Source organism: Bradyrhizobium canariense (assembly GCF_018130465.1).
Classification (GTDB): domain Bacteria; phylum Pseudomonadota; class Alphaproteobacteria; order Rhizobiales; family Xanthobacteraceae; genus Bradyrhizobium; species Bradyrhizobium canariense_C.
In genome coordinates this window covers 45,885-58,647 of record NZ_JAFCKJ010000001.1, presented here as the reverse complement: position 1 = coordinate 58,647, position 12,763 = coordinate 45,885, and the positions used below count along the sequence as shown (strand labels likewise).

General features: G+C 63.7%; 9 protein-coding genes. 2 read left to right on the top strand and 7 right to left on the bottom strand.

What is annotated here, in order from left to right; genetic code table 11:
- Positions 1 to 88: 88 nt before the first annotated feature.
- The 4 genes from JQ591_RS00225 to JQ591_RS00210 all read right to left on the bottom strand — a co-directional run bounded on the left by JQ591_RS00225 (position 89) and on the right by JQ591_RS00210 (position 6,574).
- Positions 89 to 2,455 (bottom strand): efflux RND transporter permease subunit, encoded by a 2,367-nt coding sequence (locus JQ591_RS00225; protein ID WP_211394035.1) that lies wholly within the window; start codon positions 2,453 to 2,455, stop codon positions 89 to 91.
- 205 nt (positions 2,456 to 2,660) lie between these two features.
- Complete coding sequence (gene eutC, locus JQ591_RS00220) at positions 2,661 to 3,446, bottom strand: ethanolamine ammonia-lyase subunit EutC (protein WP_211394034.1); 786 nt, start codon at positions 3,444 to 3,446, stop codon at positions 2,661 to 2,663.
- 6 nt (positions 3,447 to 3,452) lie between these two features.
- Positions 3,453 to 5,039: a B12-binding domain-containing radical SAM protein gene (locus JQ591_RS00215; protein WP_211394033.1), complete on the bottom strand. Its 1,587-nt coding sequence runs from the start codon at positions 5,037 to 5,039 to the stop codon at positions 3,453 to 3,455.
- A 152-nt stretch (positions 5,040 to 5,191) separates the two neighbouring features.
- Positions 5,192 to 6,574, bottom strand: coding sequence for an ethanolamine ammonia-lyase subunit EutB (locus JQ591_RS00210; RefSeq protein ID WP_211394032.1), 1,383 nt, complete (start codon positions 6,572 to 6,574; stop codon positions 5,192 to 5,194).
- Between the two features lie 221 nt (positions 6,575 to 6,795).
- Here JQ591_RS00210 and JQ591_RS00205 point away from each other — a divergent pair, with 221 nt between their 5' ends.
- Positions 6,796 to 8,529: a methyl-accepting chemotaxis protein gene (locus tag JQ591_RS00205; protein ID WP_211394031.1), complete on the top strand. Its 1,734-nt coding sequence runs from the start codon at positions 6,796 to 6,798 to the stop codon at positions 8,527 to 8,529.
- Positions 8,530 to 8,825: 296 nt separating this feature from the next.
- On the opposite strand, the gene JQ591_RS00200 is transcribed toward JQ591_RS00205, so the two are convergent.
- Positions 8,826 to 9,584: a cupin domain-containing protein gene (locus JQ591_RS00200; protein WP_211394030.1), complete on the bottom strand. Its 759-nt coding sequence runs from the start codon at positions 9,582 to 9,584 to the stop codon at positions 8,826 to 8,828.
- A gap of 309 nt (positions 9,585 to 9,893) precedes the next feature.
- On the bottom strand, positions 9,894 to 11,123 hold the full coding sequence (locus tag JQ591_RS00195) for an MFS transporter (protein WP_211394029.1): 1,230 nt from the start codon (positions 11,121 to 11,123) through the stop codon (positions 9,894 to 9,896).
- A gap of 128 nt (positions 11,124 to 11,251) precedes the next feature.
- On the opposite strand from JQ591_RS00195, the gene JQ591_RS00190 reads away from it, so the two are divergent.
- A complete protein-coding gene (locus JQ591_RS00190) occupies positions 11,252 to 12,160 on the top strand; it encodes a LysR family transcriptional regulator (RefSeq protein WP_211394780.1) in 909 nt (302 codons plus the stop codon).
- 56 nt (positions 12,161 to 12,216) lie between these two features.
- Here the strand turns inward: JQ591_RS00190 and JQ591_RS00185 are convergent, their stop codons facing one another.
- Positions 12,217 to 12,708: a septal ring lytic transglycosylase RlpA family protein gene (locus tag JQ591_RS00185; RefSeq protein ID WP_211394779.1), complete on the bottom strand. Its 492-nt coding sequence runs from the start codon at positions 12,706 to 12,708 to the stop codon at positions 12,217 to 12,219.
- Positions 12,709 to 12,763: the final 55 nt, after the last annotated feature.

The following is a 12,763-nucleotide window of genomic DNA, read 5'->3' as shown; positions in this document are numbered from 1 at the left end:
GTTCTCGCGAACCGGGGCTTGTTGTTTTTCGGAAACACGGCGCAGTCGCCCAGACCGCGCCGATTCCATGTCCGATGGATGACCCCGCTCAGATCGCCGGCTTGTCGGTGCCCTGAAGCTTGGCGTGCAGATTGATCAGCCACATCGCCGTCGGCCGGAGGATGAAGAGGTCGGCGACGAGCGCCATCACCATCGAGAAGGCGCTGAGCCAGCCGAACAGCCGCAGCGATGGCAGGTCGGAGAACACGGTGACGACGAGGCCGCAGGCCAGCACCAGCGTGGTCAGGATCAGCGCCGGGCCGACCAGCACGGTCGCCCGCTCCACAGCGAGCGCCGAACCGACGCCCGGCTTGCTCTCGAGCCTGAGGCGATTGAGGAAGTGGATGGTGGCGCTTAAGCCAAGGCCGAACGAAACGGTCAGCGCCACGACGCTGGCGAATTGCAGCCCCTCGCCCATCGCCCACAGCACCGTTCCCGACATCACCACCGGGAAGATGCCGGGCAGGATGCAGGCGAACATCACGACCCAGGAGCGGAAGGCAAGGCCGATGAAAATCGCGACCAGCGCGAATTCGACGGTGAGCCCGCGGTTGAGCTTCTCGATCATGCCGGCCGAATTGCGCGCGGCAATCGCGGCAAGACCCGTGACCGCCACTTCATAGCCGGGATGCTTCTTGCGGACGGCGTCGAGCTCGGAATCGAGCTTGTCGACGATCGGGAGGAGCTGGCTGGAATCCTTGTCCGGCACGCGGCCTGCGACCACGACGGCGTCCTGCTCGGCATCGATGAACCGACGCACCAGATGCTCCGGAATGACGCTGACATATTCCTTCAGCGTCGCGACGTCGGCGCTGCCGGCCTTTTCCGCGAGCCAGCGGCGCAGGGTCTCGACCGACCAGACATTGCCGACACCGGCCGCCTTCTCCACCGTCGCGTGCACGTCCGCGATGGTCTGAAGCGTCTCCGGCGAATAGAGCGATTCACCCTTGGGGAACTGGATCAGCACGTTGACCGGGTTGGCGCCGGTGAGCTTGGCGTCGAGCCGGTCGCTGGCGGCGACCGCCTGACGCTTGTCCGGCACCTGGTCGGCAAGACGGTAACGGGGCTCCAGATTGGCGTAGATGACGCCGAGGCCGGCGACGAACAGCACAGCGATCAGGCTGAACAGGCCGGGGCGGCCCACCATGCGCACCGCGATCCAGTAGCAGAAATTGCGCAGCGCCTGCACGCCGGCATCCGCGCTCTGGAACTTGGTCGCAAAGACTTTCTCGTTGCGCACAAGCAGCACGCCGAACACCGGCACCAGCGACAACACCGCGACCAGCGCGATGATGGTGGCGGCGAGACCCGCCTCGCCGAACTTGCGGATCAGGTCGGAGTCGGAGAACTGGAGCGCGATGAAGGAAATGCCGGCGGTGCCGTGCGTCAGCACGCAGGCCGGTCCTACCACCAGCACCGCGTTCTTGAACGCGGTGAACTTGTCCTGGCCCGCGATCAGCCGGTCGCGCGCGGCGAAGGTGAGCTGCATCGAGTCCGAGAAGCTGATGACCATGATGAGCGGCGTCATCACGTTCAGGAACATGTTGAGATTGAAATTGGCCCAGCCGAGCGCGCCGAGCGCCAGCAGGATCGCGATCATCGGCGGGAATGCCGCCGCCACCATGAACGAGATCTTGCGGAAGAAGATGATGGCGATGACACAGCCGGCGAGAATGCCGAGGATGTTGTAGGTGAGCCCGTCGCGCTCGACCGCGTTGCGGATTTCGAGCTGCATCACCGGCACGCCGGAGAGCTGCACGTTGAGCCCGGTGTCGCTGAGGTCTTCCTTCATCAAGGCGCGAATGTCGCCGACGGTCTTGGTCAGCTTGCTGGAGGCGACCACCTCCGGATCGAGCGAAAGCACGATCAACGCCAGCGTGCCGTCCTCCGACAGCAGCTTGCCGCGGATGATCTCGTTGGCTTTGACGCCCTCGATGAACTTGTCATAGGCCGCGCCCTCGGGCAGCTCGGCCGGGAACAGCGCGGCGGGAAGCTTGCCCGGCGCCGGCGCCTGGCGCGCGGAGAACAGCGAGACCAGCCCGCGCGTACCCTCGACGAGCTGCATGTCGGTGACGAAGTCGCGCAGTTTCTCGAGGTTGTTGCGCGCCAGCAGGGTCTTGCCCTCGACCACGACGAGGACGTCGAATTCCTCGGCCGGGAACTTCTTGGTCACCGCTTCGTACTGGCGGAATTCCGGCGTGTTGGACCGGAACAGCTGCGACAGCGAATCGTCGATCTTGATCCGGTGGATGCCGAACACGGCGCCGACGATCAGGACGAGCAGGACGATGCAGGAGACGATGGGCGCCCGGACTGCGATCAGCCCGATGCGCTCCAGCCCGAAGGCGATCGAGGACGCAGGTCCCTGCTCGACCTTGTCGACATGAACCTCACTCTCGCTGTGCTTTTCGAGCATGCCTTATCCAGTTCCTAAATCGGCTCGGTCTGTGAGCTTGTTGCGCCCCGCGAACGGCTTGAAAATGCCATACCAATGGGAGGCTTGCCCTTTGAAAATGCGCAGAAAATCGCCGCGAGGGGTTTAGCAGGTCAATCACCCTTCTCGCAAGCAGGCGGAGTGTGGCAGAATCGATCAAGATGTGGCGATTTTGCCGCGCTGCCCTTCATTCGGGCAAAGCCGTGCCAATTCGACGCGGCGCGCGGTCCGCGCTCTCGTCCTTCAGCGCCACGCCGGTCACCTCCCGGGCGAGCCCCTCGCGGACCAGCCAAGCGATCTTGAAGGCAGCCTCGTCATAGCTCAACCCGGCCTTGTGGATGTTCGACACGCAATTGCGCTCGGCATCAGTGCGGCCCGGCTTCGGCGCGAAAGTCAGATAGGCGCCGAGACTGTCGGGCGCCGACAGGCCCGGCCGCTCGCCGATCAGCGTCACGACCATGCGCGCGCCGAGAATGGTGCCGATCTCGTCGCCGAGTGCGACGCGCGCGCCTGAGGCGACGACGACATGGCCGATCGCGACACCATCGTCGGCTGCGAGCAACGGCAGCAGGCGCATCGCCAGGGCGACCGCATGGGCGTGGACCGCCGCCGCCGACAGGCCGTCGCCGATCACGACCGCGAGTTGGCACGGCTCCGAGGCGCTCCGCGCCAGAGCCTCGACTGATCCGGCATCGAGTCGCCTGCCCAGATCGGGCCGCCGCAGATACTCCCTGCGGTCGACCGCCTGGCTCTTCGCCTCGGTCACGACGAGGCCAAGCGCGCGGAGATCCGCGACCAGCCGCGGCGCATCGAAGACGGCATGCACGGCATCGCGGGCGCGGGCATGGTCCAGCGTGAAATCGAGCAGCGCGCGCGTCGGCACACTCGCGCCGCTGCGCCCTAGCGCGACGCGCGCAGGCGTGAGCGACCGCAGATCGAGGGTCGGGCGGCGCGGGACGGCCGGGTCAGACATGTTGCGTCATTCGGCGGGAACGGAAGCCTCGCGCAGCCGCAGCGAATAGTTCGAGGCGTTCTGCTCGCCGCTCGATGCTGCCCGCGCAAAGGTGATGAGATGGTGCGCGATCAGGGTGCAGCCGATCAGGCCTTCGAGATCGCCGCGCTTGATGCGACCCAGCGCGAACTTCCAGAACACGCGCTTGTAGTCGCCGAGCACGCCGACCTTCCAGAAGATGTTTCGCAGCATGATCAGGCCGCGCCTGATGTTGGCCCAGGTCTTCATCTCGTCCGGCGTCGGCATCTTGAGGCGGTGCACGTAAACGTGGTCGCATTGATGCTGGAAGCGCTCGAAAACCTTCTCGGGTTCGTAGGCGACGCCCATGGTGTGCTTCCAGGAGGCAACGACGTCGTCATAGGGTAGCAGGAAGTCGACGTTGGAATCGCGGCCGTCGTCCTCGACCAGGCGCCCTTCCCGCTCCAGCCGGTCCCACAGCGGCGTCTTCGGCAGCGCCTGGAGCAGGTTGATAGTCAACAGCGGAATGCGCGATTCCTCGACAAAGGCGAGCAGCGCCTCGGCGGTGTTCGGCTTGTCGGTGTCGAGCCCCATGATGATGCCGGACACCACCTCCATGCCGTAGGAGTTGATGGTGCGCACGCCCTCCAGGATCGGGACCATCATGTTGTGGTCCTTCTGCATCGCCTTCAGCGCGTCGGGATCGGGCGTCTCGATGCCGCAAAAGATCGTGATGAAGTAGGCATCGCGCATCTTCTCGAGGATCTCAGGCCGCTTGGCGATGTTGAGCGTCGCCTCGCAGGCGAGCCGCACCACATAGCCGGTCCGCTTCTGCCATTCGATCAGATGCGGCAGGAGGTCCATCGCCGCCTTGCGGTTGCCGATGAAATTGTCGTCGACGAAATAGACCGTGTCGGTCATGCCGCATTCCCGCAGGCGGTCGAGCTCGGCGATGATCTGCTCCGGCGACTTGATACGCGGATTGCGGCCGTAGAGGCCGGGGATGTCGCAGAACTCGCACTGATAGGGACAGCCGCTGGAATACTGGATGCTGCCGAGCATATATCTCTTCACGTCGGCGAGCTCGTAGGCCGGGATCGGGAATTCCGTCATCGGCACGCGGTCCTTGGTGGTCAGCACCACCTGCTCCTCGGGACGCGAGATGTCGCGCGACAATATCTCGAGCAGCTCGTTGGTGGCATCGCCGAGCTCGCCGACATGGAGATAGTCGAAGGAGGGGTAGTAGTCCGGGCAGGCGCTGACGGAGGGCCCGCCGAGCGCGACCGGGAGATCGAATTCATGGGCACGGCGGCAGATGTCGTTCATCTGCTGGCGCTGGATGTGCATGCCGCTGACGAAGACCGCCTCGGCCCATTCGAACTCTTCCTTTGTCGTGCGGCGCAGGTTCTCGTCGACGAACTTGACCTGCCATTCCCTGGGCAGATAGGCCGCGAGCAGCAAAAGCCCCTGCGGCGGCATGAAGGCACGGACGCCATCGGTCAGGGGGTAGGAATGCTCGAACGTTCCGAACGACGATGTGTATCGCGGAAACACGCATAGAATCCGCCGGGACGTACCGTTGCTTTCAGCTCGCATCAAAGCTCCCCCGCCACGCTCGACATAGCTGCGGAAATTGCCAGCCAGACATATAGCGTAATGCTGTCGCCGGAATTTCTCAATATTGTGGCATGAGCATAATTCCCGGAGGGACCAATAGTTTCCTCAAGCCGACGGATGCTTTCGCCGCGTCACGCGATCAGCCGGGAGGCAAAATCGGGCAGCAGGCCTGCATCGCCGGCAAGACGGAAATCGGCGCCCGCAATGCCGGACCGCACCAGCCAGTCGTCGAACTCCGGCGCGCGGCGCAAGGAGAAGACGTCGCGAACATAGAGCGCGTCGTGAAATGACGTGGACTGATAGTTCAACATGACGTCGTCGGCGCCGGGGACGCCCATGATGAAGGTGACGCCGGCGGCAGCGAGCAGCGTCAGGAGATTGTCCATGTCGTCCTGGTCCGCCTCGGCGTGGTTGGTGTAGCAGATGTCGATCCCAAGCGGCAGCCCAAGCAACTTGCCGCAAAAATGATCCTCCAGCCCGGCCCGGATGATTTCCTTGCCGTCGTAGAGATATTCCGGGCCGATGAAGCCGACCACGCTGTTGACCAGCAGCGGGGCAAAGGCGCGGGCAACCGCATAGGCGCGCGCCTCGCAGGTCTGCTGGTCGACGCCGTGATGGGCATTGGCCGACAGCGCGGAGCCCTGGCCGGTCTCGAAATACATCACGTTCTGGCCGACCGTACCACGCCTCTGCGACAGCCCGGCCTCTTGCGCCTCCTTCAGAAGCGCAAGGTCGATGCCAAAACTGCGGTTGGCGGCCTCGGTGCCGGCGACCGACTGGAAGACGAGGTCGACCGGCGCCCCCTGCCCGATCAGCGACAGCGTCGTGGTGACATGGGTCAGCACGCAGCCCTGGGTCGGGATCTCCAGCCGCGCGATGATCTCGTCGAGCAGCCGCAGCAATTGGCCGATCACGGCCGGATCGTCGCTCGCCGGGTTGATGCCGATGCAGGCATCGCCGGCGCCGAGCAGGATGCCGTCGAGGATGGAGGCGGTGATTCCCCTGGCATCGTCGAAGGGATGGTTGGGCTGGAGCCGGGTGCTCATCCGGCCCTTCAGGCCGATGGTGTTGCGGAAAGCGGTGGTGACCTCGCATTTCCGTGCCGCCAGGATCAAATCCTGGTTGCGCATCAGCTTCGAGACCGCGGCCGCCATCTCCGGCGTGATGCCGCCCGCCAGCTTGCGCAGGATTTCGGGCGTCGCGGCATCCGACAGCAACCAGTCGCGAAAGGCGCCGACCGTCAGCGAGGCCACCGGCGCGAAGGCCTTGGCGTCGTGGCTGTCGATGACGAGACGGGTGACCTCGTCGGTCTCATAGGGGATGACGGCTTCCTGCAAGAACTGCCCGAGCGGGACGTCGGCCAGCGCCATCCGTGCCGCGATCATCTGTTCGGCGCTGGCGGCGGCGATTCCGGCCAGCCGGTCGCCGGAGCGCGGCGGGGTCGCCTTGGCGAGCAGGTCGCGCAAATCCGGGAACGTGTAGGTCGTGGCGTCGATGGTGTGGCGGTAGACCAAGGGTCTCTCCGGGGTTCGTCGGCCAGAGGCCGACTCCAGGGCGATCCTGAAACTGTACCTTCAGATCAAGACGCTGAAATATCTTACCTTTCTTTCGACCAAGGGCGAAGGGGCCCCACCCCGGCGTTAACGCCACATCCATCTTCGTTCTGCATAGTTTTGCATCAATTTGTACGACCGCGCTCTCCGGCCGCTCCCGGCCATTGGGTCCCTTGAAAACCATGACAACCGAACGCTCTGGGAATGCCCGCCTGGCCGGCCGCTTCACGCTTGCGACCAAGCTGTACGCGATCTTCGCGCTATTCGCGCTGCTCACGGCGGCGATCGCGACGCTGTCCGACTACAACAGCCGCCGCGGCGCCGACCTGACGAGCGCGATCGAGACCGCGAACGCCGCCGCGCTGAACGTCGAGCGGGTCAACTCGCTGGTCTATGCGGTCGTGATGGAATCGCGCGGCGTCTACATGTCGACCGAGCCTGCCGTCGTGAAGAAATACGGCGAGGGCCTCCTCAAGTTCAACGCCCAGATCCTCGACGTCGTGAAGCGCTGGGAGACGATCGTCAAGACTGACGATGCCGAGCAGTTCGCCACCTTCAAGAAGCGCATCGAGCAGTTCGTCGAGTTCCGCAAGGAGCTGGTGCGCCGCGGCGTCGAGATCAATGCGGCCGCGGGCCGCGAATGGGGCGACAACGACGCCAACCGCGCCGTGCGCTCGGCGCTGAACAAGGATCTCGAGGCGCTGTCCAAGGTCTATGCCGAGCGCGCCAGGCAGATCGCGCACGAGACCGAGACCAATCGCACCCTCTCCTTCGTCCTGACCTGCCTCGGCGGCGTGGCGCTCGCGCTCGTGGTGATCGGCATCGTCATCATCGCGCGCTCGATCGCACGCCCCCTCTCCGCCATCACCGCGACCATCAAGCGGGTTGCCGACGGCGCCGAGAACGTCGTGGTGCCGCACTCTGACCGCGCCGACGAGATCGGCGCGCTGGCACGCGCGATCCAGATCTTCCAGGACGCGATGGGGCGCAACCGCAACCTCGCCTCGCAGGTCTCGCAGGACTCCGCCGCGCGCGAGGAGCGCGCCCGCCACATCGAACAATCCGTCGACGCGTTTCGCGAGGCGATCGGCGCGATCATGCGCGGCCTCAGCGACAACGCCTCCGTCATGCGCGAGACGGCGCAGACCATCACCCGCGTCACCGCGGACGCGAGCAGCCGCGCCGGCACGGCGGCGAACGCCACCGAGCAGGCCTCCCACAACGTCACGGCGGTGGCAGGCGCGGCCGAGGAGCTGTCGGCGTCGGTGGTCGAGATCGGCCGGCAGGTGCGGCAATCTGCCAGCGCGGTCGAGCAGACCGGCCAGCGCACCGAGAAATCGATCGCCGAGATCGAGAGCCTGGCGGCTGCGACCCAACGCATCGACGGCGTGCTCAGCCTGATCCAGGCGATCGCCGAGCAGACCAATTTGCTCGCGCTCAATGCCACCATCGAGGCCGCGCGCGCGGGCGATGCCGGCCGCGGCTTTGCCGTCGTCGCACATGAAGTCAAGGCCCTCGCAGGCCAGACCGCGAAGGCGACCGCGGACATCAGCGAGAACGTCTCGATGATCCAGTCCTCCACCCGCAACGCGGTCGACGCCGTCCGCGAGATCGGCGGCGCGGTGCGCGAGATCAACGACGTCACCTCGGCGATCGCCGGCGCCATCGGCCAGCAGGACGCCGCCACGCGCGAGATCTCGTCCAACGCGCAATCGGCTGCCCAAGGCAACGAGACCCTGGTCGCCAACATCACCTCGCTCCGCGACGCCATCGGCGAGACGGATACTGCGGCGTCCTCGGTGCTGACGGCGGCGAGCAGCCTGACCGCGACGGCGGAGACGCTGTCACGGGAAGTGGAAAAGTTCTTCCAGAATCTTCGCTCAGGCGCGGAAGGCCGCATCGCAAAGGCCGGATGACGGGACGTCCACCGCCAGCGGTGGCCGTCGGTTGGGGGGCGCTCCAACAAAAAACGCGAAAACAACCCCATGCACAGTAGCCGGGGTCTGCTTTATCAATGGCTTAGCTAACGCCCGACGATATTCTTATTTTACGAAATGGAGTTTGACTTGTCGGGCAAAACACCGGCATGATCCCATCATGGCGATGGCGCGTTGCCCGGGACTTTGGTCGTCCTCCTGCGGAAGCGTAACGCGCGATTTTTTTCAGCCAACGAGGCGGCGCCCACATACAGCCGTCCTCCGACTCCCAAACGTCAGGCGCGCTTCCCGCCGATCGAGACAAACGCCATGAGACAGGGTTCCGGCAATGGGTTGCGCCAGCGATGGCGCGTGCCGTTTTGCACGACGCAATCACCTTGGCGCAAATGGATCTTCTGCCCGTCGTCCAACTCCAGTGTCATCTCGCCGCGAACCACGACTCCGTAGTCAACGGTGTCCGATGTGTGCATCCCCGGAGCGCCGCGCTCAAAATGGTCTCCCATGCCAGGGATCTTTTCCGACATTTCACGAAGCCCACTCTCGAAAGTGACTCCAGGCGGCGGCTTCCAGCCTTCGGGGCGCTTCGGTGGATATGAAATGAGTCGAAAAATGGTACCCGCGGGGCCCGGAAAGGCCATTGTTCCCCTCGACATCAGATCCGGCTCCAGGCCGGTGAGTTCTGGCACTCCCTCGGTCCTATACAGTTCGTAGAAAGTCAGTCCTGGATTGGCATCAATCTCGACCAGCTTTGGCGTCACGTCAAAAGACTTCAACACCGACTTGCCGGCTTCATCGCGGCCGGTCAACGCACGTCTTGGAGGCGGCAAGTCACTCGAGTCTTTTGCTTGGGCGGGGTTTGACATCTCACCCAACGCACTGCTTGCGGCCAGGACGGAGAGCGCCTGCAACATGTGTCGCCGATCCCTGCCTGCAAATGGTTCGGAAGAAGGCTCCGCCTTGTCCGGAGGAGGCTCTGCATGATCCAGAGATTTGTTCTTGTGCCATTGCCACAAGCGCCAGGGGAAGCGGCTCATCTGCGTTCTCCGTGGTTACCTGCAATCGCGCATCGCTCCAGTGCCACTCGCAACTGCATCGATATTGCCGAGCATGCGTGGACGTAGAACGCAGAAAAAAGTCGTCGGAAAAAGCAGGATGATGAAGACCGCTCGAGCAGCGGCACTTGCATCATGCACTTTCCCCCGCCTGCCCGCCCACAACTTGCCTTTCCGCCTTTCAATCTAGGCGCGCAGATTTCACGACGCTATTCGGCTTTGGTCGAGGATGGAGGCACGTCGGCTGCCTTCATTGGTGGTCTCCTGTTCCGGCGCCTGGGCGCGGCTGCGTCACGAGGCCGGGCTGGCCGATACGCAAGCGTCGCATTGCGGGTCGGCTTTCGCCCTGCGGCGAATGGCTCCGACCAAAATGACGCAAGATGACAGAGCGAGGATGACGGCGCTGAACAGAAAGGTGCTCTGATAGCCGCTGTAGTCGAAGAGAACGCCGCCGCCGGCCGCTCCCGTGGTGATGGCCAGTTGCACCACCGCCACCATCAGGCCGCCGCCGGCTTCCGCATCATCGGGCAACGCCTTGCTGACCCACGTCCACCAGCCCACGGGCGCGGCCGTCCCGATGAAGCCCCACAGGAACATCAGTGCCGCCATTGCAACCGGCGAGGAGCCGAATGCCGTCACCGCGACGGCTATCAGAGCCATCGCGAAGGGCATGACAATGAGGGACGCGTAGAGGCGTTCGCGGATGACGAACCCGATGATCGACGTGCCGATGAGACCAGCAACCCCCATGAGCAGAAGAAACGCCGAGATCGTCGTGACATCGACGCGCGTCACCGTTTCGAGGAACGGCCGCAAATACGTGAAGAGTGCGAACTGTCCGAGGAAGAACAGCGCGGCTGCGAGCATACCGTAAGGCACTTGCGGGCGGCGCAAGACCTTGAACGCTGCCGCCGCACTGGCCCGCTCCTGGCTCGGCATCGTGGGCAGCGTGAGGAACTGCCAGACAAAAGTCAGCGCGGCGACGGGAACAACACAGAAGAACGCGCCGCGCCAGCCGATGTACTGACCGAGAAAGCTGCCAAGCGGCGCAGCAATCGTGGTCGCGAGCGCATTGCCGCCATTCAGAACCGCAAGAGCGCGCGGCACATCGACGGTTGGGACCAGGCGGATCATCGTCGCGGCGGACAGCGACCAGAAACCGCCGATCGTGATCCCGACAAGCGCCCGTCCGGCCATGAAGACAGAATAATTGGGAGCGAAGGCTACGATGATTCCGGACACCAGCATCAGGCTGGTCAGCCACAGCAGGAGCGAGCGACGATCGAAACCAGACGTCGCCGCCGAGATGAACAGACTGGCCAGAACGGCGAACAGCCCGGAGATGGAAATTGCCTGTCCTGCCTGCCCTTCCGTCAGTTGAAGACCGCTGGCGATCGGCGTGAGCAGACTGACGGGCATGAATTCGGACGCGACGAGCGTCGAGGCACAAAGCGACAGCGCGAAAACAGCACTCCACGCGGCGTTTGGCTGCGTTGTCTTTTGGTTGGTCGTGACGTCCATGGGGCATCCATATGTCGAGAAGCGCCCAAAGCGGCGCGGTTCCTGGCAACAGATAGAGCTTCAGGCGACATCTATTAGGCGGTATAATTTGCTTGCATTGATCGATGCGGGCCATGAATAGTGAAGGCATGGCAAGCCAGGATTTCAATGATCTGCTGGCTTTCGTAGCCGTCGCTCGTGAGCGCAGCTTTACGAAGGCCGCCGCGAAACTGGGCGTCGTGCAGTCGACGCTCAGCCATACCATCAAGCGTCTGGAAACGCAGATGGGCCTGCGGCTTCTCACGCGCACGACCCGGAGCGTCGGCCTGACCGAAGCGGGCGAGCGGCTTCAGGCGTCGGTTGCACCTCGGATCGAGGAGATCGAGCGCGATATCGCGGTGCTGATGTCCCTGCGCGACAAACCGTCGGGCACCGTCCGGATTACGCTCTCGGACCATGCGCTCGAAACGGTCGTCTGGCCAAAGCTGTCGCCGGTCCTGAAAAAATACCCCGACCTCAAGGTCGAGTTCAGCCTCGACACGGCCTTTCGCAACATCGTCCAAGACGGTTTCGATGCAGGCATCCGCATCGGGGAAAGCGTTGAGAAAGACATGATCGCCGTGCGCATCGGCCCGGATTGGCGGCTCGTTGCGGTCGCCTCGCCCGGATATCTGAAAGAGCACCCGAAACCAAAGCATCCGCAAGATCTCTTGAATCACATCTGCATCAAACGGCGTGAGGCGGCCGGCGGCCATTATGTATGGGAGTTCGCCAGGAACGGTCCCGACTTGCGGGTACGCGTCGAGGGGCAAGTGACCTTCAACGACTCGCGCGCGATGATCGACGCCGCCGTGAAGGGCTTCGGCATCGCCTATGTGCCTGAAGACATGGTGGCACGGCACATCCGGTCCGGCGAGCTCGCCATCGTGCTCGACGACTGGTCACCGAAATTCGACGGCTACTATGTCTATTATCCGACCTCGCGGCAGAACTCGGCGGCCTTCAAGGTGATCGTCGACGCGCTACGCCATCACGAAGCGCGAAGACGACGCGGTTAGTATGAAGCTTTCCGCCATCCCGGAAGGCTGTGCTGAGCCGCTTTCGGGTCCAGCGTTCAGCCAACAGGCCCAGGAATCCAATCGTCGCCGGACAGTGGCTTGACTGTGACGTCAGGAATGACGCCAAGCTCCATGTTCGGATCGAAATGGCGCATCGTCCGCTCATTGAGGTCAATGATGCGGCCGGGCTTGAGCGGTCCCACGTCATTTATCTTGACGATCACCTTCTTGCCGACGGCCTCGACGAGAGCATATTTCGGTCTCGCCCCGAATTGGACCCCACCAAATTTCCGACGCAGGCTCGTCTTGATGGCAGCCGTCCATACCGAGGGATCATAGCGCTCGCCGGAGGCTGTGCTCGGGCCACCCTCCTCCTTACCGGGCTTGAACGGATTATACGTGGATGCTGCGCCAACGATTGCATCACCAGATGCGGCATCGACGACAGCGCTTGGATGAACCCCACTTGTTTCACTTCGAGCAACGGTAACGGAAACGGCAAGCGCAACCAGGGCGCCGCAAACTGCGGCGCACGAGCGGAACACCATCAGATCTCCTTCGATTTTCTGGATCGTGCGGTTCCCGATGCCGCAGAAATTGGTC